At 60.0% G+C, this 22,691-nt stretch carries 23 protein-coding genes; 11 read left to right on the top strand and 12 right to left on the bottom strand.

Annotated elements, in window-relative coordinates; translation table 11 throughout:
• The first annotated feature begins 45 nt into the window (after positions 1 to 45).
• The 3 genes from ROSERS_RS12825 (at position 46) to ROSERS_RS12815 (ending at position 3,646) form a co-directional block, all read left to right on the top strand.
• On the top strand, positions 46 to 1,044 hold the full coding sequence (locus ROSERS_RS12825; protein ID WP_011957202.1) for a PAS domain-containing protein: 999 nt from the start codon (positions 46 to 48) through the stop codon (positions 1,042 to 1,044).
• Positions 1,045 to 1,266: 222 nt separating this feature from the next.
• Entirely contained in the window at positions 1,267 to 2,502 is a 1,236-nt protein-coding gene (locus ROSERS_RS12820) for a serine hydrolase domain-containing protein (RefSeq protein WP_011957201.1), read from the top strand.
• A 13-nt stretch (positions 2,503 to 2,515) separates the two neighbouring features.
• On the top strand, positions 2,516 to 3,646 hold the full coding sequence (locus tag ROSERS_RS12815; protein ID WP_011957200.1) for an ABC transporter permease: 1,131 nt from the start codon (positions 2,516 to 2,518) through the stop codon (positions 3,644 to 3,646).
• A gap of 45 nt (positions 3,647 to 3,691) precedes the next feature.
• On the opposite strand, the gene ROSERS_RS12810 is transcribed toward ROSERS_RS12815, so the two are convergent.
• The 7 genes from ROSERS_RS12810 to ROSERS_RS12780 all read right to left on the bottom strand — a co-directional run bounded on the left by ROSERS_RS12810 (position 3,692) and on the right by ROSERS_RS12780 (position 10,510).
• Positions 3,692 to 5,053: a GNAT family N-acetyltransferase gene (locus tag ROSERS_RS12810; RefSeq protein WP_011957199.1), complete on the bottom strand. Its 1,362-nt coding sequence runs from the start codon at positions 5,051 to 5,053 to the stop codon at positions 3,692 to 3,694.
• A gap of 314 nt (positions 5,054 to 5,367) precedes the next feature.
• Positions 5,368 to 6,228, bottom strand: a complete 861-nt coding sequence (locus ROSERS_RS12805) for an ABC transporter permease (RefSeq protein WP_011957198.1) — start codon at positions 6,226 to 6,228, stop codon at positions 5,368 to 5,370.
• Positions 6,225 to 6,836 carry a GNAT family N-acetyltransferase gene (locus ROSERS_RS12800; protein ID WP_041335347.1) on the bottom strand — a complete coding sequence of 204 codons (612 nt, stop codon included), beginning with the start codon at positions 6,834 to 6,836 and terminating at the stop codon, positions 6,225 to 6,227. The genes ROSERS_RS12805 and ROSERS_RS12800 overlap by 4 nt, the downstream gene beginning before the upstream one ends.
• Before the next feature lie 30 nt (positions 6,837 to 6,866).
• Entirely contained in the window at positions 6,867 to 7,841 is a 975-nt protein-coding gene (gene rsgA / locus ROSERS_RS12795; protein WP_049767514.1) for a ribosome small subunit-dependent GTPase A, read from the bottom strand.
• Positions 7,804 to 8,703, bottom strand: a complete 900-nt coding sequence (locus ROSERS_RS12790; RefSeq protein WP_011957195.1) for an ABC transporter ATP-binding protein — start codon at positions 8,701 to 8,703, stop codon at positions 7,804 to 7,806. Before ROSERS_RS12790 ends, rsgA begins: the two co-directional genes overlap by 38 nt.
• A gap of 38 nt (positions 8,704 to 8,741) precedes the next feature.
• Positions 8,742 to 8,957 carry a hypothetical protein gene (locus tag ROSERS_RS12785; RefSeq protein WP_041333620.1) on the bottom strand — a complete coding sequence of 72 codons (216 nt, stop codon included), beginning with the start codon at positions 8,955 to 8,957 and terminating at the stop codon, positions 8,742 to 8,744.
• A gap of 521 nt (positions 8,958 to 9,478) precedes the next feature.
• Positions 9,479 to 10,510, bottom strand: coding sequence for a GNAT family N-acetyltransferase (locus ROSERS_RS12780; RefSeq protein ID WP_011957194.1), 1,032 nt, complete (start codon positions 10,508 to 10,510; stop codon positions 9,479 to 9,481).
• A gap of 346 nt (positions 10,511 to 10,856) precedes the next feature.
• Here ROSERS_RS12780 and ROSERS_RS12775 point away from each other — a divergent pair, with 346 nt between their 5' ends.
• The 8 genes from ROSERS_RS12775 (at position 10,857) to ROSERS_RS12735 (ending at position 19,604) form a co-directional block, all read left to right on the top strand.
• Positions 10,857 to 11,960 carry a class I SAM-dependent methyltransferase gene (locus tag ROSERS_RS12775; RefSeq protein WP_011957193.1) on the top strand — a complete coding sequence of 368 codons (1,104 nt, stop codon included), beginning with the start codon at positions 10,857 to 10,859 and terminating at the stop codon, positions 11,958 to 11,960.
• Positions 11,957 to 13,162, top strand: coding sequence for a GNAT family N-acetyltransferase (locus ROSERS_RS12770; RefSeq protein WP_011957192.1), 1,206 nt, complete (start codon positions 11,957 to 11,959; stop codon positions 13,160 to 13,162). The genes ROSERS_RS12775 and ROSERS_RS12770 overlap by 4 nt, the downstream gene beginning before the upstream one ends.
• A gap of 2 nt (positions 13,163 to 13,164) precedes the next feature.
• Positions 13,165 to 14,202 carry a glycosyltransferase family 4 protein gene (locus ROSERS_RS12765; RefSeq protein ID WP_011957191.1) on the top strand — a complete coding sequence of 346 codons (1,038 nt, stop codon included), beginning with the start codon at positions 13,165 to 13,167 and terminating at the stop codon, positions 14,200 to 14,202.
• Positions 14,203 to 14,342: 140 nt separating this feature from the next.
• Positions 14,343 to 15,122, top strand: a complete 780-nt coding sequence (locus tag ROSERS_RS12760) for a DUF4397 domain-containing protein (RefSeq protein ID WP_011957190.1) — start codon at positions 14,343 to 14,345, stop codon at positions 15,120 to 15,122.
• A gap of 621 nt (positions 15,123 to 15,743) precedes the next feature.
• Entirely contained in the window at positions 15,744 to 16,646 is a 903-nt protein-coding gene (locus ROSERS_RS12750) for a hypothetical protein (RefSeq protein WP_011957189.1), read from the top strand.
• A gap of 248 nt (positions 16,647 to 16,894) precedes the next feature.
• Positions 16,895 to 17,236: a LapA family protein gene (locus tag ROSERS_RS12745; RefSeq protein ID WP_011957188.1), complete on the top strand. Its 342-nt coding sequence runs from the start codon at positions 16,895 to 16,897 to the stop codon at positions 17,234 to 17,236.
• Between the two features lie 108 nt (positions 17,237 to 17,344).
• A complete protein-coding gene (locus tag ROSERS_RS12740) occupies positions 17,345 to 17,872 on the top strand; it encodes a Dps family protein (protein ID WP_011957187.1) in 528 nt (175 codons plus the stop codon).
• Positions 17,873 to 18,665: 793 nt separating this feature from the next.
• On the top strand, positions 18,666 to 19,604 hold the full coding sequence (locus ROSERS_RS12735; RefSeq protein WP_011957186.1) for a hypothetical protein: 939 nt from the start codon (positions 18,666 to 18,668) through the stop codon (positions 19,602 to 19,604).
• Between the two features lie 338 nt (positions 19,605 to 19,942).
• Here ROSERS_RS12735 and ROSERS_RS12730 read toward each other — a convergent pair whose 3' ends face one another.
• The 5 genes from ROSERS_RS12730 to asnB all read right to left on the bottom strand — a co-directional run bounded on the left by ROSERS_RS12730 (position 19,943) and on the right by asnB (position 22,674).
• Entirely contained in the window at positions 19,943 to 20,344 is a 402-nt protein-coding gene (locus ROSERS_RS12730; RefSeq protein WP_011957185.1) for a hypothetical protein, read from the bottom strand.
• Positions 20,345 to 20,415: 71 nt separating this feature from the next.
• Positions 20,416 to 20,586, bottom strand: coding sequence for a hypothetical protein (locus ROSERS_RS26055; protein WP_157041077.1), 171 nt, complete (start codon positions 20,584 to 20,586; stop codon positions 20,416 to 20,418).
• Between the two features lie 18 nt (positions 20,587 to 20,604).
• The gene (locus ROSERS_RS12725) at positions 20,605 to 20,817 is read right to left on the bottom strand and encodes a DUF2283 domain-containing protein (protein WP_011957184.1); all 213 of its coding nucleotides are present in this window, start codon (positions 20,815 to 20,817) and stop codon (positions 20,605 to 20,607) included.
• A gap of 31 nt (positions 20,818 to 20,848) precedes the next feature.
• Positions 20,849 to 21,061 carry a DUF4258 domain-containing protein gene (locus ROSERS_RS12720; protein ID WP_041333616.1) on the bottom strand — a complete coding sequence of 71 codons (213 nt, stop codon included), beginning with the start codon at positions 21,059 to 21,061 and terminating at the stop codon, positions 20,849 to 20,851.
• Positions 21,062 to 21,177: 116 nt separating this feature from the next.
• Positions 21,178 to 22,674: an asparagine synthase B gene (gene asnB, locus ROSERS_RS12715; protein ID WP_011957182.1), complete on the bottom strand. Its 1,497-nt coding sequence runs from the start codon at positions 22,672 to 22,674 to the stop codon at positions 21,178 to 21,180.
• Positions 22,675 to 22,691: the final 17 nt, after the last annotated feature.

Raw genomic sequence — 22,691 nt, 5'->3', positions numbered from 1 at the left:
GTATGTGCCGGTCTCTCGGATCCAACGCATGCAAGGAGGCACGGGATGGACCTCGCCGACCTGAGCAAACTTTCCAGCGCCGATGCGCTCGAACTCGTCTCGCGTCTGCACCAGGCCAATGAACAACTCCAGGGCAGCGCCGTCACGCTCTCGCGTCTTTCAGTCGCCTTGCAGGATTCGCTGGGTCCGGCGCCCGCCGGCGCGATTGGCGCATTGCAAGCCATCGGGCAGTTTCTGACGGTGCAGCATTCCTACGAAGAACTGGCGACGCTTGTGCATCAGCAGAGCGTCGAGGTTTTCGGCATGGATGGCGGTGCGCTCTTCCTGCTCGACGAGAGCGGACTGCTCACTCCAGTCGTGCCATCGGACGCTGTGTTACCCGATCCGTCAGCGCTCGAGCATATCGCCGAAATCGCTCGACGGGCGCTCGATGCCGAGGCGATGATCAGCGCGCCTGGCGAAAGCGGCGCCTACCCGGCGTGCATTGCGCTGCCGCTCTCGCGCATGGGGCGGGATGTAGGAGTGGCGGTCATGTATCGCGCGGCGCTGGAGGAACCGGCGCTTTCTGCGGATATGTGGGCAAACCTGACGATCTATGCCGGGACGCTGGGCGCAATCTGCGCCGGGATGCGTCAGGCGGAAGCGCTGCGGCGCGATGCGCGCCTGCTCGAAAGCCTGCTTGCCGAACGCGCCCGTCAGGTGCAGAACAGTCGCGATCTGCTGCGCGTTGTGTTCGATCACCTGCCAGAGGGCGTGCTGCTGCTCGACGCTGATGATATGGTGCTCGCTGTCAACCGTTTCTTCTCAGATCGCATCGTCGGCGTACATCCGCGCGAACTCGTCGGCCGGTCGTATGCCGAACTGCGTCAGCGACTCTGCCTGCACGGCATGCAGCGTATCAGCCAGGATGACGAGGGGCGCGCCGAGGTGGCGTTGCCCGATGCCGGCGGACGAGTGCATACCTACGAGGTCGAACGCATGTCCACTCAGACCGGTGATGGCGCGGTGCTGGAGTTCTGGCGGGAGTTGAGCGTTGAGCGTTGAAGGTTGAACGTTGAAGGTTGAACGTTGAACGTTGAGCGTTGAACGTTGAGCGTTGAAGGTTGAACGTTGAAGGTTGAACGTTGAAGGTTGAACGTTGAACGTTGAGCGTTGAACGTTGAACGGTTGGTGGATGAGCGTTGAGCGTTGAGCGTTGAGCGTTGAACGTTGAACGGTTGGTGGATGAGCGTTGAGCGTTGAGTGTTTGATAGGAGAGGACGCCTTATGAGCGACACAGCCGCATCTCCCGAAAGCGTCGGCATCAGTTCTGACCGTCTGGCGCGCATTCGTCCGGCGATGCAACGCTGGATCGACCGGGGAACTATTGCTGGCGCAAGTATGATGATCGCACGGCGTGGCACGATCGTCTACGCCGAGCAGGTTGGGCGGATGAGCAAGGAAACCGACGAGGCGTTGCGGAGTGATGCCATTTTTCGCATCTACTCGATGACCAAGCCGATCGTCTGCACCGCCCTGATGACGCTCTACGAGGAAGGGCGTTTCCAGTTGATCACACCGCTGGCGACGTTCATCCCGGCGTTCGCAAACGTCAAAGTATTGCAACAGGATAAAGAAGTCGCGCCGCAACGTCCGATCACCATTGGCGACCTGATGACCCACCTGGGCGGGTTCACCTATGACTTCCTGATCGACTCGCCGGTCGGCGAGTTGTACCGTCAGCACGAACTGATGCACAATGCACAGCGCACGCTGCAACAGTTCGTCGACGAGCTCGCCCGACTGCCGCTGGCGTACCATCCCGGCACGAAGTGGCACTACAGCGTCTCGATCGATGTCGCAGCGCACGTGATCGAGATCATCGCCGACCAACCCCTGCGTCATTTTCTCCGCGAACGGATCTTCGATCCGCTCGGCATGGTCGATACCGACTTCTACGTGCCGCCGGAGAAGCGTCACCGCCTGGCTGCCATGTACGGCGTCGGCGATCTGGGGGCGCGGGGTATGACGATCCTGCAGATGTTCTTCAACTGGCAACAGGGGATCCTGGAGCGGATCGATCCGCAGGAGAGCTATCCGGTCGATCAGCCGGAGACCTTTGCGCGCGGCGGTCATGGACTGTTCTCGACAGTGCAGGACTACATGCGGTTCGCATTGATGCTACTCAACGGCGGAACGCTCGACGGGACGCGCATCCTGGGACGCAAGACGCTGGAACTGATGCACGCCAACCACATCCCGCCGGCGCTTCTGCCATGGGATATTGCCGGCATCGCATACCCCGGCTACGGGTTTGGTCTTGGATCGCGCGTCTTGATGGACGTCGGGCTGTCGGGCATGCCGGGAACAGCAGGCGAATTCGGATGGGCTGGCGCTGCCACGACCTACTACTGGGTCGATCCTGCCGAGTCATTCGCTGGCGTCTTCATGACGCAATACCAGGGACTGGATGAACCGCAGCGCGACTTTCGTGCGCTGGCATACCAGGCAATTGTGGACTAGCGTCATCGCCGTTATGAACCGCATCCTGCCGATCATTCGCAAGGAATTCATCCACATTCTGCGTGACCGGCGCGCGCTGATGATCGCCTTCCTGACGCCGGTGATCCAGATGGTCATCCTCGGCTACGCTGCAACGACCGATGTGCGCAATGTGCCGCTGGCAGTCCTTGATCAGGATCGCACCCGCCAGAGCCGCGCGCTGATCGACGCCTTCGTGCAGTCCGGGCAATTCACAGTCTATCGTTATGTCATGTCAGAACGTGATCTGGCGGCGCAGATTGATAGCGGTCAGGCGCGCGCCGGGCTGATCATTCCACCGGATTACGGGCGCACCGTCACTGCCGGGCGTGACGTTGGGGTTGTTTTTGTGCTCGACGGATCTGATCCATCGGTTGCATCGAATGCGCTGTCATCGGCACGGCTGATCGGCGTGGCGCTGGCAACCAGGGTGCGCGAAGAGACGCTGGCGCGACGCGGCGCGACGACCACGCTCATGCCCGGTGTGCCGCAGGTGCGTGAGCGTGTCTGGTACAACCCAGACATGGACAGCGCCGTCTTCATGGTGCCGGGGCTGATCGGACTGGTGCTGCAATTTCAGGCGACCCTCCTGACGGCGTCGGCAGTGGTGCGTGAACGGGAACGCGGCACGATCGAACAGTTGATCGTGACCCCGATTCGCCCCTACGAGTTGATGCTGGGAAAAATCCTGCCGTATGCCGTGATCGAACTGCTCGTCGTCGGCGAGGTGTTGCTGGTAGGAACGCTCTGGTTTGGCGTTCCAATCCGCGGCAGTTTGATCCTGCTGGTGGCTATCGCGTGCCTGTTCCTGGTTTCGACGCTGGCGCTCGGACTGCTGATCTCGACCATTGCGCACACCCAGTTTGAAGCGTTCCAGTTGTCCTTTCTGACCCTCTTGCCGTCGGTGTTCATTTCCGGCTTCATCTACCCGATCGATGCCATGCCTGCTGCGCTCCAGCTGATCAGCAAGATCATCCCGCTGACCTACTTTCTGGTCGTTGTGCGCGGCATCATCATCAAGGGTGTGGGCATCGAAGCGTTGCTGCCGCAGATCGCAGCGTTGACAATCTTCGGCGCGGCGCTCCTGACCATCGCATCACTGCGCTTCAGAAAGCGATTGGATTGAGGCAAGGCAGCAGCGCTGCGGCAGCGCCGCTGCGCCCGTACAGGTTCAATCCAACGGTAGCACCCACGATGGCTGTTTCGGGAAGAGGGTATTCAACACCATCGCCGGTTCGTCATCCGCCCACACATCGTCATGCCAGGCGCACAACTCCTCCAGACTGCGCCGTCCAAACATCAGTTGCAAGAACACCAGCGGCGGAAAGCCAGCGCTGGCTTCATCACCGTACACCGGCGGTCGCCACGGCTCGATGAAGGCTATCCGACCCTGGTCGAAAACCAGGCGCAGACCGCTTTTGTAGAAATCAATGTTCAGTTCACCGGTGTATCCTGCCAGGAACGATCCCGCCAGACGTCGCTCCAGTACAGCGCGAATGTGGCGCAAGAACAGCGGCACATCCGGCACGCGCACATACCACCCATACGGCTGCTCCGTCCGCATGATCAGATCGCGCCCCAGCGCCTCGTACACCGGGTGCGCTGCGCCCAGGCTGAAGACCAGTCGGCGCGGTTCGCCGGTCTTCGGCGGAGCATTCGGCACCGTCGGCGCAATCGTACGCAGCGCACGCAGCACCGGCGGCATCACAGCGGTCAGTGGTATGCCCGGTTCGACCATCATCCCCACAACCCGCACCTGATCCGGACTCCAGCGCACGCGCCCGGTCAGCACATACCCGACGGGTTGCCCATCGGGGCGGACAATCATCCGGGTATTCCATCCTTCACCCGCATCAACCGTTTGCCCGCTCAGCGTCCAGCGCCAGTGGTCGTGATCGAACGGGGTCGAGACGAGGATGGGCAATCCATTGACATTGCGCGACCGCTCCCGTTCGTACAGCATCCGGATCTGCGGCAGGTCATCGATAGTGGCGTCGCGCAGCGTGAACGGTTCGGGCTGCCCTTCTTTTGCGTCGGGGATCATGGTCAGCGCCACACTGCGTGAGCCGCCTAGATCGACCGCGTACTCATAGCCGAACTGCCGGTAGAAATAAGGGATTCCGGTAATGCACTGCGCCAGGTCGCCGCGTTCGGCGCTGCGGGCGTGCATCAGATCGAACGTGGCGCGCACCAGACCGCGGTTGCGGTACTCTTCGTGTGCAGCGACCGGCTCGGCGCGGCTGAGCGTAAACGGGACGCCAGCATACTCCCAGCGCTGCCGCATCACCGACGTTGCCGCAACCACGATCCCGCGTTGCGCATCCTCGACCAGCGCGATGTCGTTTGGTCCGATCAATGGATGGCACCCACTCATCTGATGCTGCACATACGCGATCATACGCGCATTTGGCGGATCATCGGCAGAGCGACGAAAGACGTGGGAAAACAGATCGGCGATACGCTCCTGATCGGCGGCGGTTGACCAGCGTACGACCAGGCCATCGCCGCGATCAATTGTTGACTGGACAGGCATGGTGCCTCCTTGTAGTTCATGGATGAGTATCGCAGGCGCCTGTTCGCCTGCGATACCCCCTGTCACGTTGGAGAGGTTCAATGGAGATTGGAGAACTTAATCCGGTATGCGCCTCTTGCCGTCGGGCTGATGGAGATTGAGAAATAAATCCGGTATACCGCGCTAGCCGTGGGGCTGAAGCCCTCGGCTAGGCGAGGCGAAGCCCGCCTGCGCGGGCTATACCGGATTATTTTTTCAAAGACCATAAGCCCTCGGCTATCCAAGGCGAAGCCCGCCTGCGCGGGCTGGAGCGGAATATTTCTTCAAAGACCATATTATCCGTTCCGTTTGAGTCTGCCGGTCGCCTTGGCGTAACGCTCAGCGCGCATGAACGCCAGCAGCCCGGTTGGGATCGTCAGCAACCCGGTCAGCAGCAGCGGTAACACCCGCCCCGACCAGAGCGTTCCGACGCTCGCGCCTTCAAGAAGCGCCGCGCGAATGCCGTCGAGCATGTAGGTTGCTGGTGAAATATATGCCAGCGGTTGCAGCCATTCCGGTAGAACGCTAACCGGATAGTAGACGCCGCTGACGAGCAACACCATCGCCTTGATGATATTCGTCATCTGCAACCCCTTTTCTGGCGAAAGGAGCGGCAGAATGGCGGCAAACATGCCCAGACCGATGAAACTTGTGCTGCCAGCGATCAGCACGACCAGCATCGCGCCAAAATCCGCCCGACTCAGATCGATACGAAAGAACGCCGACACGACCGCCAGAATGATCGCCGTATGCACAACGGCGAACAGCACCGCAAATGCCGCCTGACCGAACAGGTGAGTCAGACGCGAGATTGGCGCCATAAAGGTATACTCGATCGTTCCTTCCCAGCGTTCCCACTGGATCGACTCACTGATCAGGTCGAACACCACCGAGAGGTAGTGCCACACCAGCGTTCCGACCAGCAGAAACAGGATAAACGTATTGATCTGCTCCGGCGCGATAGCCACGCCGGTAATCTCGCCCGACGCACGCCCGATAAAGGTGATCGACAGGGCATTGACAATCGAGTACGCCAGCCAGACCAATTCCCAGGCCCAGTACCGTTTGATCAGATTGGCGTTGCGCTCGATGAACGCATAAGCGCCGCGCAATTCACGTCCAAGGACGCCGCCGCGTCGCTCTGATATGGTCGTCATACATCACTCTCTATCTGCTGAACAAGATGAGCCACCCCTGAGGGTCCAAACTCATCACGCGTTATTTCCATCAAGACCTGATCATAGCGCCGACCGTTGAAGAGCGGACCGCAGCGCAGTCGGCCCGCTTCGCGGAGGCCGGCTTTGAGGTACGCCTGATGCGCGCGCCGGTTGAAACCCGAGTGCCACAGATAGATGGCATACAGGTTCAGAAAGGTGAATCCGTAGTCGCACATCAAACGCACCGCTTCGCTGCCGTACCCTTTGCCCCAGGCAGATGTATCGCCGATGGCGATCCCCAGTTCGGCGCACTGACGGCGATGGTCAATATTCATCAGGCTTACCGTTCCGATCATGCGCCGGTCATCGCGCGTCATGATCGTGAATGTCTTGCTGCCAGCATCGCGCGACACGCGCGCATACCACTCTTCCTCCTGTTCCAGGGTATACGCCATTCCCCCCTGACCGAGGTACGCGGTCAGCTCCAGGTCGCTGAACCAGCGCGCAAAGACCGGCACATCCTCGCGTTGCAGCACACTCAGGAAGATCCGCGCTCCGGGAACAACCTCGGGGCGCCAGGCGCCGTTGCGTTGGTTGGCGTCCGGCATATTCATCATCTCCTCACCGGCGCACATCGCTCATTCTCCTTCAAACAACCGCACATAACTGTCGTAGCGCTCCGGCGTAATCTCGCCGCGCGCCAGCGCCGCGCGCACAGCACAGTCCGGCTCGTGGATGTGCGTACATCCTGCAAAGTAGCAATCCCCCAGGTATGGACGAAATTCGCGGAAACAGCGCGCCAGTTCGTCCTTCGGGAAGCGCCACAGCCCCAGTTCACGGATGCCCGGCGTATCTGCCAGATATCCGCCGCCCGGCAGATCGAGCGGGATCAGTTCAGCGACGCGGGTTGTGTGACGCCCTTTGTTCAGCGCAGTGCTGATGGCGCCGACTGCCAGACCCAAACCCGGTTGTACGGCATTGAAGAGACTGCTCTTCCCGACCCCTGATCGCCCCGTGACTACGCTGATCCGTCCTTCGAGCCGCTCACGCAGCGCGTCGATGCCATACCCGGTCACGGCGCTGGTGTAGATCACCGGATATTCCAGGCGTTCATACGGCGCAAACAGACGATGCGCTTCTGCTTCGCCCACCAGGTCGACCTTGTTGGCGACAATCACTGCATCGAGATCACTCGTCTCGATCAGCACCAGATAGCGATCGAGCATCCGTGGAGAAAATTCAGGGCTGGCGCACGAAAAGACGAGCAGTGCCTGTTCGATGTTCGCCGCCAGCACATCTTCTTTCCAGACCCCCTTCGAAGCCGGTGCGCGTCGCGCCAGTTTTGTGCGGCGCGGCAGCACCGCCTCAATAACGCCGTGCCCCGGCATCGTTGGGGTAACCTCGACCAGATCGCCAATGACCGCAATGTCGGTGGACTGTCGCTCCTTTTTCAGGCGACCGCGCAGCGTACACATCAGGATGCCCTGGTCGGTCTCGACGCGGAAGAAGCCGCTCTGTGCACGCAGCACCCTGCCGATCAGACGTCCGGTCTCCGGCTGCCCGTCGTGATCGCGGTCAACTGCAATCGCCTGTGATTGTCGCTTCGTTCCCATCGCTGCTCTCGAAATCGTCCGAAGACTCAAAATCGTCGTCGAGACTCTCGCCGGTCAGCGCCATAAACACGTCCTCCATCGTTGCGCTGCCGTTCTTGCCGCCAGCGCCAAGCGAACTCTTTAAGCCTTGCGGCGTATCGAGCGCCACGATCCGACCATTGTCGATGATCGCAATCCGGTCGCACAGACGGTCCGCCTCGTCCATGTCGTGTGTTGTGAGGAACACCGTCGTATCATGCTCCGCGCGCATCCGCAGAATGAAGCGCTGCACATCGTGCTTCGAGCGTGGATCCAGTCCGGTTGTCGGCTCGTCGAGCAACAAAAGCACCGGCGATGTCAGCAGCCCACGCGCAATAGCGACCTTCTGCTGCATCCCGCGCGACATATGCTCGAGCGGTTCGTAGAGTCGTTTCTCGCTCAAGCCGAGGCTGCGCAGGATCGTGATCGAACGCTGGCGCGCATACGCTCTGGGCAGGTCGTAGAGACGCGCCGCGTACATCAGATTTTCCAGCGCCGACAACTTCTTGAAAAACGACGCTTCGACGCTGACCCGATTGATCAACCGCCGCACCGTCCGTTCCTCTCGCTGGACATCGTACCCAAAGACGCGGATCTCGCCGCTATCGGGAATGAGCAGCGTCGAGATCAGCCGGATCAGGGTCGATTTACCGGAACCATTTGCGCCGAGGAGACCGAAAATCTCACCGCGACGCACACTGAGCGAAATATGGTCTACCGCCACCGTCATCTCTGGCGGCTTGCGGGCGCTGCGTTTCCAGAACGGCTGTCCCTGCGTCGTTTCGCGCCCGAAGCGTTTCAGAGCGTCACGAACTTCGAGCGCGACAGTCGTTTGCGCAGCCATACGCTGAATATCCGGCGACGATGCCGTTTGTTCTGCAATCACAGTCCTGCTCCTGCTTCTTCATCGCCTGTCGTGACGCGCACTTCCAGGAAGCGCGCTCCCAGCGTTGTGAAAGCGTACTCGATCAACCGATCGAACAATGTTGCCTGTTCTTCCACATTCTCCAGTGGAACTTCCACCTGAATCGTGCACCGATCGTCACCCGGTGGCGCGAGCAGGCGCACAATAGTGCCATCACGTTCCTGGATCAACACCGCTTTTCTCCCTTACTCGACTGCTGCCCCCCCTGTTATAGCACACAGGTTCGACATGTACGGTCACTTCTGGTTCTCGGTGCTGCTGGATGGAACCACGGCGGGGCACGGGCGCAAAAAGACCGCGGGTTCCATCGGGACGCCCGCGGCCTGATCGAAGGAATCAAAAAGCCGTGGACGCCTCGTTTCTGTCGCCCACGGCCCGGTTGCTCATCTTGTTGTGCGTTTCAACGCTTGAGCCTCCAGAATGTGGGCGCATGGCGATCATCAGCAGCGCGTGGCGAAACCCCAATAGTTCCGCGCACCCGATTGCTCATGCTCATGATGATGAGCTTACTCATGCTGAGTGTCATCGCTTTTGCCGCCTTTCTTCCGGTCAGTATTCACCAGAAATAGGATGGGAACTTTTCCCACGCGGAGAGCATAGCACGAACCATCGGTGTTGTCAAGCGGCAAGTAGGGGATGCAGCGTCGCTGCGCCCCTACCCGCGCTGCACCCACATCCGCGCCGCCGCACCCTGTCAGGTAAGGTCCTGCCGATAAACCACCAGCCCGGGATGGCGGGTAAATCCCAGACGTTCATTGATCGCCAGCATGCCGGTATTCGTTGATTCGACCCACGTGCTGATCCGGGTGAAGCCGCAGCGCTGAGCATATTCAATCGTCAGCACCTTGAGCGCCATCGCCACGCCGCGCCCGCGATACTCTCGCAACATACCGGTCATCCGCTGATTGAGCAATCCCGGTTGCCGGTCATCCGGATGCATGAAACTCTCGCCAATGTAGCGATCACCATCGAGCGCCACAAAGAACGCCTCCGGACAGGTGAGCGCGAAGCGCTCGAACCACTCGCGCGTGATGTTCGGCGCATCAGGGAGCGGCACATCACGATTGAGCACAAGATGCAGGGCGTGCAGCTTCGGCAGCCAGTCGGGATCGACGGTGCGCAGTCTATCGAGCGTCGTCAGGCGAATGCCCGACGCCTCGACGCGTTCAACGTAGCGGCGGAGGGGCGCCACATCGACGGTGCGCGTATCGAGACGCATTTCCCAGCTGCGCAACATTTCCACGAAGCCGGTTTGCTCGGCGAAATCGGTTGCATCCGCGAGTTGTTCACGGACCTGCGACAGTGCGAACACGCCGCCCGCCGCATGCGCTTCACCAAGGGCGCGAGCAAGCAATTGTCGCCCGATCGTCCGGCGACGGTAGGCAGGCACAACGCGCACTGCCGCCCAGAAACCGCCAGGCTCGGCTATCCAGGTTGTGGGGAAGGTATGCGCGTACCCAACGAGGGCGCCGTCAGGGGCGACGGCAACGTAGCGACGCGGTAAAGCGTCAGGGGCGAACCCTTCATCGAAGGCGCGCAGATCGGCAGGGTGGCCATACTCGAAATCACACAATTCACCGGCAGGCGCGCGGGCCACGATCGCTGCGACTGCCGCATACTCTTCGTCCGTTCGCCGGAACGGCCGGATACGAATCCCGATACATCCCTTGATCGGCCGTTGACGCGGTCGGACGCGGACGCCTTCGTCCCTCCACGTATGTAACATACACCCTCACTTACTATCCCCCTTGCCCCTGCACCCCATCTCGCGCGAGACTGGGGCCCCTCTCGCAAGTGCGGAGAGAGTATGGCTGCACAGATCCGCTGCGCACTCCACGAACAACGCTGCCGTGGGCAGAAAACAAGAGGGCGCACGAAACCAATTTGCGCAGGCGCCGATCTGGTGGTATCCTCTGGCGCGCCTGCGCACCTCTTATTCTAGCCGAAGACAGGGGGGAAGCGCAAGTGCCGTTTTTGTCATTTTTATGCGCTATTCGGGCATGCGGTCGCCACGGGGCGGCAGTTGCCCGCAGCGCCTGCTTCCCTTGCAAGGGTGAACTGCCGACGTCCATATGGTTCCTTACGATCTCTACCGTTTGCTTCAGTGCCCGACGTGCGGTTCGCGCGATCTGATCGTGACAGACGGCGGGGTTGCATGCGCTGCGTGCAGCGCCGACTACCCGCGCCATGACGGGTATATCGATTTTATGCCGCGCGGTCTTGCGTTCGATTATGTTTCGAAGTATGTCAGCGAAGAGGAAGAACTCGCGCACGAACTCGATTATCGTGACCTTGCGCCGCCGTTGCTCGCTGCGGGGGTGCGCAATCGGACGTTGCGACGCCTGCTCGACCTGCGACCAACAGATATCGTGCTCGATAGCGGCTGCGGTAACGCAAAGTTCGCCGCGTGGAACGCCGACCGCGTGCATCTGATGGTTGGCGTCGATCCGGCGACATTGTTCGCCGACGATGCAGTGAAGACGGTTGCGCTGATTCAAGGGGATGCGCGCCGCCTGCCCTTTGCCGACTGCACGTTCGATAAGGCGTTTTCCATCGATGTGCTCGAACATTTTCCGCGCGACGTTATCGATGCGTATCTGGCTGAGACCGCGCGCGTGCTCCGTCCCGGCGGGCGCTTCCTCGTCTTTTCGAACACGCGCGAACCGTCACGCCTGCAACCGCTTGTCGATGCCAGTCGCTGGCTTGGGCGACAGTTTGTTCGCGCCGGTGTGTACGATTTCGAGCGCGAGGCGCGACGCAAGTCGGATCACGTGAAGGCGCTGGCAACCTGGGAGGATGTGCTGGATGCCGTGCAACGCGCCGGGTTGCGCCCGGTGCGGGTAGTGTTCTGGAACAGCGTATTTACCAGTTTTGTCGAACATGTGCTGATGAAACTGGGTGAGGCATTCGTGGGACGTGGTCGGAAAAAAGGCGCTAACCACGCAGGCGAGGCGTCCTCCGACCTCGCTGCGCCGGTCGGCGAGGGCACGGCGCGCGAGATACGGGCGCGGCGGCGGATGCGCGCTCATCTCCAGCGCCGTGGACTGGTCTACTATGCATTGCTGGCAGTAACGTTGCTCATGGAACTCGATCTCTGGCTATTTGGTCGTTTGCGCTCCGGCAGTTACTTTGTGGTGGTCGAGAAGCCGGGAAGGGCGGAGAGGAAAGAGCGATGACCACGGTCGATCTCCAGTATCGCGCCGTTGCGGTTGATGACGATCAGTTCGCCTTCAATGCAGCGCTGGCATATAACATATCGCTCGACGAGGCGCGGCGCAATCTGCGGGCTCATGCGCCCGGCGATCATCGCGGATTGTACCGCAATGATCGCCTGGTGACGCAGTGTATTCTGTATCCACTGCGCCTGGCAAACGGCGCAGGCGGGATGATCGCAGCAGGCGGCATTGGAGCGGTTGCCACGCCGCCCGAAGAGCGACGACGCGGGTATGTGGAACGTCTGCTCCGCGCGGTGTGCGACGAACTGCGCAGCCAGAACGTGCCGCTGAGTATGCTGGCTGCGTTTAAGGAGTCATTCTACCGGCGCTACGGATGGGCGACCTTTTATGAGGCACGGCGGTTGAGTGGACCGCCGGATCGGTTTGCTCCGTTTTGCGCGCATCGATCAGGGGAATGGGTGCGCCTCGACGATAGTGTGGCGGCGGCTACGGAACTGGACGCAATCTATCGCGGCGCGCTGCGTGGGCGCTTCGGTCCGCTCGAACGCGATGCCCTCTGGTGGCAAACGCGCGTATTCCGTTCGGGAGACGCTTCCCCACGCTGGATCTATGTCTGGCGTGACGACGCCGGTCACGGACGATCCTACGTCATCTTTTCCGTCGAACGCGGTGAGCAAGGGCGAGTAGTGCGTTGCCGCGAAACGGTGGCGCTCGACCCGCAGGCGCGTGCGCAGATCTTCGCGTTCTTCGCGGCATTTGCCGATCAGTGCGCCGAGGTAGTTTTCCATGCACCCGCCGATGCTCCGGTGCAGATGCTGATGCCCGATCCGCTGGAATGTACCATGGAGCCGGGCAGTATGCTGCGGATCGTGGATGTCGCGCAGGCGCTGGAAGCATACGCCTTCCCACGCGATGTCGCCGGTCGGGTGACGCTGCGCATCGCCGATGACTGGCTGGAACACAACAACGCGGTTTTTCAGTTGGAGATCGAAGGAGGCGTGGCGCGAACGACCCGTCTGAATGATGGGATCAATGCCGATGTGCGCTGCGATATACGAACATTGACGCACATCTACAGTCGCGCCATCCGTCCACGGACTGCGGCGGCATTTGGTTTGCTCGATATCCATACACGCCCGGCGCTGGCGCTGCTCGAACGTCTGTTTGCAGGGCTGGCGCCGTATGCGTCGGACTGGTTTTGACGATGATTCGTCCCCTCTACATCTCGCCGGTGGGTCGTGGCGGCGTCGATTTCGGCATTCAGAACATTACGCACGCCGTGCGACGCTATGGAGCGCCGCGCGCCGAGTTGCTACGCCTGCCGGAAATCTACAATTTCATTCCCGCCCTGATTCCGCGCGGTCTGCCCCGCGGATGGTGGAAGGGGTTCGACCTTATTCAGGGACGTTCGCGGGTTGCGTTTGCGCTGCGCGCTCCGGGACGCCCGCTGGTGACAACCGTTCATCACCTGACGACCGATCCCGATCTGCAACCCTACAGCACGCTCGCACAGCGTCTCTTCTACCGCCTGGTCGAGTCACGCTACGATTGGTGGTCGATCAGATCCGCCGACGCCGTGGTGTGTGTCTCGCGCTACACGCAGCAACAGGTCGCCCGAACCTACGGGTACACCAACACCACCATCATCTACGACGGGATCGACACTGATGTGTTCGTTCCACCCCCGGATCTGAAACGGCGTGACGATGGTCTACCCGATAGGGGCGGGCGAATCCGACTGCTCTTCGTCGGCAATCGGACGCGCCGTAAAGGGTTTGACCTGTTGCCGGGCATCCTTGATCGCCTGCCGGAAGCGTATGTGCTGTACTATACCAGCGGCTTTCAGGGGATCGATGAAGGACCGCCGCACCCGCGCATGGTTCCGATCGGCGCACCAGACCGCGATGGATTAGTGGCGGCATATCAGTCGTGCGACATGCTGCTGGCGCCATCGCGTCTGGAAGGATTTGGCATCGCTCAGGCAGAGGCGCTGGCATGCGGACGTCCGGTCGTGACAACACGCATCTCAGCGCTGCCCGAAGTCGTCGATCACGATCAGTCTGGCTTCCTCTGCCCGCGTGATGATGTGGACGCCTATGCAGAGGCGGTACGCCGGTTAGGTGAGGATGAAGCGTTACGACGACGTTTCGGCGAGCACGGACGCGAAAAAGTTGTGCGCAACTTCGGGCTTGAGCAACTGGGGCGCGGTTTTCTGGAACTCTATGATCGCCTGTTGCGCTAAAACGGAACCTTAACCATCGATGAGATTCTGCCGGGAAACAGATCCGATTTCGCACCTCCTTCGTTACCTGTTATGAGTGTGAAAAGCAGCTGCACAGATATGGACTGGCAGCACGGTTATTGAAGGAGGACAGGTCTATCATGCGAAGCAAGTCGTGGATCCTTTTCCTGCTCGGCGCGCTGCTCGCGCTGACCATCGCCCCGGCAGCGTTTGCCCAGGCTGGCACGGCAAAAGTACGTGTCGTTCACGCCTCACCCGACGCACCAGCGGTTGACGTGATTGTCAATGGAAACAAGGCGCTTACCAACGTTCCGTTTTTCGCCGCCAGCGCCTACCTTGATCTGCCAGCAGGCAGCTACGACATCCAGGTTGTGCCGGCGGGCGCCACTTCTCCGGTCGTGATTGACGCCAAGGGAGTGCGGATCGAAGCTGGCAAGGCGTACACCATTGCTGCAACGGGCAAACTGGCTGAGATCAAGCCGACGATTCTGATCGATAATCTGTCGGCGCCGGCGGCAGGCAAGGCGCATGTGCGCGTGATCCACTTCTCACCCGACGCACCGGCAGTGGACATCAAGGTTGCGGGTGGTCCGACGCTGATCTCCAACCTGGCATTCCCGCAGGCAAGCAACTACCTGCCGGTCGATGCTGGCAGCTACGATCTGCAGGTCACTCCGGCTGGCGGCACCGCAGTCGTGCTCGATCTGAAGGGCGTTCGCCTGGAAGCAGGCAAGATTTATGATGTGTTCGCCGTCGGCGAGCTGGCAAGTATTAAGGTCGAAACAGCTGTGACGACTCCTCCGGCAGCTCCGGCAGCCCTGCCACGCACCGGCGGTGAGTCGAGCATTGCGCTGATCGCGCTGGTCGCAGCGGCTACGCTGATCGGCGCTGGTCTGGTGCTGCGCCGCCGCCTGGCATAACCTGCTACGACATTCTTCCAACGCACAGGGATAGAGGAAGGCCTCTATCCCTGTGTGCTGTTGGAGGACGATCAGAAAACCGGATTTGTTGTATTATAATAGTGACCATGCCGTCCTGGTGAGGAGCAATGTGTCATGCCGCACCGTGCGCGTCGATCCTATCCAACCAAGGATGCGATCGATCTGACCGATGAGAATTGGTCGTCACCCCGTCGTCCAACGGCGGGCGTCCGACCGACATCGATCGCCGCGCGATCGTCAACGCACTGCCGTATGAACATCGCACGGGCTGCCAATAGCGCATGCGTCCGAACGATGTTCCGCCAATGCATTCGGTTCGATCCTCTTTTGTGACCCATGGAATCGCGATGGAACCTTGTATCACCATCAATGATACGCTGCGCAAACCGGCGCGACAAGCGCTGAATCGCGACCAGAGCCGTCCATCAGCGTCCTGGACTCCCCATCCGTCACAACCACCGAAGCAGGCGGTGAGCGCGGCTATCGGCACGGTTGGTATCATAACACCACAAATCCGGATTTCTGATCGCCCTCTAAAGCGTATGCCGTTAGAGTACTCGGCCAATTAGTGCGTCGTGCTACAGCGTTCAGGAGGTTGGGATGGCGAACGTAGGACCACCTAGATCATCGGGGAGCCAGCTTCCATGGCTGGTGGGCGGAGGATGTGCCGGGCTGCTGCTGCTCAGTTTAGCCCTGGTTGCCCTGGCGATGTGTGTGGTGGGAACCATTATGCTTAGACGCAATAATCAAGCCCCGCAATCGGTGCAACTCAAAACTCCCGCTGTCCAGCCTGCGGGCACGCCGGGTCTCCCCGATCAAGCCCCGCAACCGGTGCAACTCAAAACTCCCGCTGTCCAGCCTGCGGGCACGCCGGGTCTCCCCGATCAAGCCCTGCAACCGGTGCAACTCAAAACTCCCGCTGTCCAGCCTGTGGGCACGCCGGGTCTTCCTGGCGACGTGCCAGGCAGCGAACCGGGTAACGGGGTCGGCAGCGGGGAAGCAGGGGGACCGTTGGGTGAAGCAGCAGGAAGCAGTTTCACGCTGATTCGGACCGGTGGCTACACCTGTGACATCAATGCGAACCAGTGCCGCCCACTGACCTCCGGGACGGGGGAAACCATCAAGGTGCGCACTTCAGGTGGTGGGACTATCGAATTGCAGCAAGGCACGATGACCTTGGTGGTCAACGCCGATTGCTCGCTGGTGAACCAGCCCGCTTACACACTCTTCCCGTGTCCCTTCTTTCCCGGGGTGCAGCAGTTCCAGGGAGTAATGATTACCGCGCAGGGAACTCAGCCAATCTATTCGCCCTTCCAGTATGCGCTGATTGACATTGACTACGATCAGGACGGGGTAGTGAATGAGCCAGGCTATTTCAGCCTAGGCGCTGGCTCCACAGCCTTCGAGGCCTACCGAGAGGACGGCAAGCTCAAATTCACAGGGTATACCGTTGACACTGGTAATTATACCTACCTGTATGTGATCACCTTCCAGGCGCGCTGAGCGCCTGAGGTGGCGCCTTCGTGGTTCGACTAACAGTGGGACCAACTCATTACCAAGACCTGCGCAGGCGGTCGGGCGACTGCGCTCGCGGTATCGGCAATCGTCGAGCAGGCAGCTCCAGCAGCCCGGCAGCGCACCGGCGACGTAAATCACACCTTTGAGAAGGGCGTTGGAGCGCAGCTGTCTTGCCTGCAATTTCCTATGATAAGATTGCCCCTGATTGATAGAGACACTGAATGAGGCAACCCATGCGGGTGTTCATGTTCATCCTGATGACCGTACTCTCGGTAATGCTGGTACTGTTTGGCGTACAGAACCCGCAGCCGGTCGAGGTGCGATTCCTTACCTTCACCTCTGGACCGATTTCACTTTCGCTGGTCATGATCCTGGCGGTTATCGCCGGCGCCACGCTCGTTGGTCTCTTCACTGGATACAGCGGCATCCGCCACTCGTTGCGCGAGCGACGCCTGAGCAGGTTGCAGGCGGACCTGGAGCGGCGGATTGCGCAACTCGAAAAGGAGAACGAGCAACTCCGCGCGCAGGCGCCGCCACGAAAGGAACCGGTTGAAGAAAAGCGCAATTACGGATAGATCAGATACAAAAGCTTTTGCTTGCTTTTCGTCTCAATTTCTGGTACCGTTATACATACCACCACAGTACAACATCTCTGGGTATGAATACAGGAGAAAGGAAATCCGATGAGCGCCGAAATCGGAACCGGACGCATAGCAACAACCCCCAGGCCCGACATTGGCTTGAGTGAAACGAGCGTTCAGGGCGTCACTGCCATTCTGAGCCGCCTGCTGGCAGATGAACACGTGCTCTACACCCGGCTGCGCAACTACCACTGGAATCTGGTCGGCATGGGGTTCGGTTCGCTGCACGCGCTGTTCCAGCAGCAGTATGAAGCGCTCGCCGATGAGATCGACGATATTGCCGAGCGGATTCGTATGCTGGGACCGGCAGCGCCCGGCACCATGACGGAGTTCCTCCAGCTGGCGACGCTTGCCGAGAAACCCGGCGATCTCCCCGATGCGCGCGGCATGATCGAGCAACTCGTCGCCGATCACGAGGCGATCATCCGCCACCTGCGCCAGGACCTGCGCGCCTGTGATGAGCAGTATGACGATATGGGGACGAGCGATTTCCTTACGACGCTCATGGAAAAGCACGAGAAGATGGCATGGCTGCTGCGCGCGCATATCGAGGAGCGCAGCCAGAGCTAGATCGCTCATATGTGACCGGTGAACGGGGATTGCGGTTCGGAGGGTACGTCTGCCCTCCGAACTAAGCCTTACCGGACGTTTCAAAAAAGGCGCTTTCTTAAACCGGGTCTTGTACGAGCGTCTGAGATGTAGTATAACTAAAACCAATAGATAACATGTCACGACAAGTGATACATATCTATTCTAGCTCGACAATACCAGCGCAGAGATCGGCAACCCGATAACGTCGTAGACCAGAAGTACGCCTTCAGAGTCACGATATCGACACGCAAAGATCGCAGTGTGCGACCAGATGCGCCGTTGTGTAATCAGTCGCTGCAACGTTGCTTCCATCGTTACGTAAAGTCAGACGCCTTGCCAGACATTGCGAAGTGTCATCGTTATGTAGACCTGTCTGATCCTGTTACGTCGTTGTCGTCCCGTCGACCTGCCCGTTCCTTCCAGATACCGCACGTCGTTGTCGTCACGTATAGACCTGCCCGTTCCTTCCAGATACCGCACGGCGTTCTCGTCCCGTCGACCTGCCCGTTCCTTCCAGATACCGCACGTCGTTGTCACGTAGACCTGCCTGTCCTTTGCTACAGCGAAGCGCAGAACAGTTGACCGCCGGGAATGCACACATTGGGCGCGCATAACGCCCGTGCACCGGGCACGCGCGCGGTTCAACAATGCCGCGCGTCGCTCTGACGTCATCCGTATTTGCGGTAACCATCCGGTGCGCTGATGCACCGGGGCGTTTCTCCCTATCCGGTTCCGGGAGGAAATGTTGAGAGAAATCTCAATAGGAGGATATATGAAAGACAAACGCATTCAATCAGCGGTAGAGGCGCTGGGATATCTGGCGCTCCACGAAGGAAAAGAACGTGTCCGACTTCCCAGGGCGTTCGCGGCTGCGCTGGCAATGGCCCGGGTGACCTTTTTCAGTTGCAATGGAACAGTGGAAGTCAGCCGCAGTGAGGCGGTGCAGCGGCTGGTGGCGCTGATCAATGAAACCGGCGACCATTCAGCGCCTCTGGAACGCTGGGAGTACCGCATCCAGCGGAGTGGCATACCGGTGTGGACGATGCAGTATCCGATAGTGTTCGATCATCACCCGTATGTCGAAGTGGTGTTGCCGTTGCAACCATTCGACCGGGGACCCGCATGGGTCGAGCAGTACACCGGCGCCTTTATCGAGACGCCTGAAGAGAACAGCGTGCGCTATGGCGCTCAGTGGTTCGTACCCGCAACGCCCCTCGATGCCATCTACCGGCGTTGTGTCATTCAGGCGCGCTGGCGGGGGAAGAACGAGGCATACGCCCGCGAACTCTATCTTCAGCATCTCGCCCGTCTTGTGGCGCTCCAGAGGGAATACCGGCATACGTGGGTGTTCTACGAGATGACCGTGACAATCCGTGACGATGCAATCACGTATGCCCGCGAGGACATCCTCGTTCCTTCGTTCTGGTCCTGGAGCGAGATCGAGCATATGATCGCCAGTGTGGTGCGAGATTACTGTCACATCCTCCCACAGCAGGTCGAGGGGCGGGAACTGTTCGATCCTCCGGCGTTGCAGCGGATACTCGCCGATCTTGCAGAGCGGACGTCGGCGCTGCTCGATGACGAAGAGACGGAGGCGGCGCTGCTTCCTCCCGATATCAAGGCGCCACACGACATTCATCTTGCCGGTGACCAGGGGCAGTGGCCGACAGACGACGACCGGTTCATGCCAGGAGAAGCAGAGATGAATTGATCAGGGGAGGTGTGTGATACGGAAGCCCGGCTGCCCATCATGAGAAATATGACGCAGACGATAACGCATCTTCCTGGGCGCCCTTCTGAGAGGAGGGTACCTGTGCACCCCTGGTAACACACGCGCCTGGGAGCGAGGGCGCCCCGTTCTCATCGCGTCTACGAGGGCAAGATGCTCTCGCTTCCAGGCCAGGAGAAATGCGAACGCTCATAGAGAAGGAATCCGGTCATCCTGTCGGTCATAAGGAACAACTCGCCCTGAGGCTAGCCAGAAAAGCCCTCTCCCGCACGCCTCTCATGCTCTGGTACGCGTCGCCGGGCGCAAACCCGACGCGCGTATCAGTTCCGGTGGTGTCCTCTGCGCGGCGACGCGATAAACTTGCGGTAGCCAATGCCGAAGGGCGCTTTCGGCTGGCGGCACAACGGACGACAGAGTTCCTCGACCACCGCATTCACCAGACTCATCAGCATCTGCACGTCCTGGCGACTCAACCAGAGACCGGCGGTGTGCACCCACAAGTGACACCCGCCCTCCGGGCTATGGGTCAGGCGATAGTAGCCACGCCGCAGCAGCGCAGGCTCTTCTTCCAGCAACCACAGATCGAGAAGCGACGCCAGGTGTGGCAGGTCAAAGATCGGCAGGCGAATGATCGCGTGATCCCACACCAGACGCAGGTCGCCGTCTGGCGCAACACCGATCAGTCGGCCATGAGCAATCTGGGTGATTGTTGTCAGTTCCATAGAAGACCTTTCTCGTGATAGCAGGAACAAAGATAACATGCTCCCCGCCGCCTGCGCAAGAGAAACATTATTCATCCAGGGTTACGATCTTCCGCCATTTTCCATTCTGACGGCAGACCGGGCGCTGGCGCCATCGACGCCGTCTCCAGGAACGGCGCGCGCCGGCGGGCATAGCACTGGTAGCGCTGCAGCCCCTCGGAGGACGGGTTGGTGATCGGACAGGTGATCGTGATGCAGCGCATTGCAATAGCCAGACCCGTTCAGGCGACTTCCGGGACGGTCTCGAACAACAGTTGCTGCACATTGGCATCCGGCGCCCGTCTGGACAAATACAGCATCTCAATGCCGACGACGCGGTCTTGATCGTCATAATCCACGATGATGCCGGGCGAGACTTCCTCTGAACGACTCGCAGGCGCCTCACTCAACGTCAGGTAAAGCGCGTCGGCTTGTCGGTCTACTTTTAACTTCATGGAATGGTTCTCCTCCTATCAAAGAATACCGTTACAATATGTGGCGGTGTTCTCCTGGTGTTACAATGACCCGTAACACGCGATGCCCAAATTCAGGGATCCGCGCGAGACGGTGTTCCAGATCCGCGTCCACTGGGTCGGTCTCAGTCACCTCTGGACGGGTCAATGCACGTTCCATCCAGGCGATCTGAATATGCCGCTTCTTGAGCGCGTCGCGTGCGTGTTCCGTCAGAACATAGTCCATCTTTCGCTCCTGCCGTGGCGCCGAGCAGGATTGATCACAAACGACCGGGCGCATAATGGGGCTGACACCCATGCTGAGAGCGATGACTCATAGAGCAGCACATTAAGCGCCTGTTCTCAGAGGCTCCGACTCATCCCCATCTCCGGCATGATCAGGCGCTCTGGAAGCACGGCGCGCAGGGTATCGAGATAGTAGAGCGCTTCTTTGTTTGGAAGGCGATAGTTCCAGCGCTGCATCAGGCGCTGGCGCTCCCGCGCAAACGTCTGGTCATCAAACCGTTCTTCAGCAACTCTGGCAAGTTCGTACATTGAGCCGGCGCCGGCAGAGAACTTCTGCTTGGGGCGCTGCACAATCGACTCGGGCAGATCGCTGGCGAACGCCTCGCGGAGCAGCATTTTCGTCGGTTCGCCGGGCGCTGCCAGTTTCCATTCCGGCGGCAGACTGAGCGCCAGCGCAATCGACTCCACGTCCAGGAACGGCACGCGCCCTTCGACGCCGAACGCCATGAACATGCGATCAGCGCGTTGAAGATTGGTGCGATGCAGTTCGCGGATCGCTATTTCAAGCTCACGATGAAGATCTTCCGGCGTTGTCAGCGCACGCATGTAGTCGTACCCGGCGTACAGTTCATCGGCGCCCTCGCCGGTGAGAATCACTTTCACCCGCTCGGAAGCCAGTCGCGCCAGGAAGTAGTTCGGTACAGCGCTACGCACCAGCGCCGGATCGGCCGATTCGAGATAGTAGATCACGTCGGGCAGCACAGCTTCCATTTCGGCGCGTGTATACACATACTCGTAATGACGTGTTCCCAGATACTGCGCCATCCGACGCGCCGCTTCCAGATCCTCGCTGCCCTCCATCCCAACGGCGAACGTTTCGATATGATCGAGTTCTGCGCATGCCAGGAGCGCGATAATGCTGCTATCGAGTCCGCCGCTGAGACTGACCCCCACCGGAACATCCGCCAGCAAACGCTTATGAACGGCTGAGCGCAGTACCGCGCGAATAGCGTTCTTCGCCTGTTCGACAGTCTCGAAGACGCCGTTTCGGGGCCAACCCTGAGCAAACTCGTAATAGGCATGGCTGCCGAAGCGCGAGTGATACCATGTCCCTGGCGGAAACGTCGTCACCTGATCGGCTTGCAGCGCGAGCGCTTTGATTTCCGAAGCAAACAGCAACGTGTGGTCGCGCTGTGCCAGATAAAGCGGCTTGATGCCGATCGGGTCGCGCGCGAGAAAGAGATCGTCGCCATCGAGAATGGCAAACGCAAACATCCCTTCGAGCAGGTTGACAAAGCCGGGACCGAGTGTGCGGTACAGGCGCAACAGCACCTCGGTGTCGCTATCGGTTTCGAGTGTCTGATCACGGAGATAGCGATCACGCAAGATGCGGTAGTTGTAGATCTCGCCGTTGAAACAGATCAGCGCGCCATCGTGCTCCATCGGTTGCCGACCGCCTTCCAGATCGATGATTGCCAGGCGTGTATGCCCCAGAACGCCTGTATCGGTGGCTACCACGCCCTGTCCATCAGGTCCTCGGTGGGTTAGCCGGTCAAGCATCTGCTCGATGCGCACAGTGTCTGTGGTTCGATACGCGCCTGCAATACCGCACATTGTCTATCCTCCTTTTA

The sequence above is a fragment of the Roseiflexus sp. RS-1 genome, assembly GCF_000016665.1.
GTDB lineage: Bacteria > Chloroflexota > Chloroflexia > Chloroflexales > Roseiflexaceae > Roseiflexus.
This window is presented reverse-complemented; position numbering and strand designations above follow the sequence as displayed.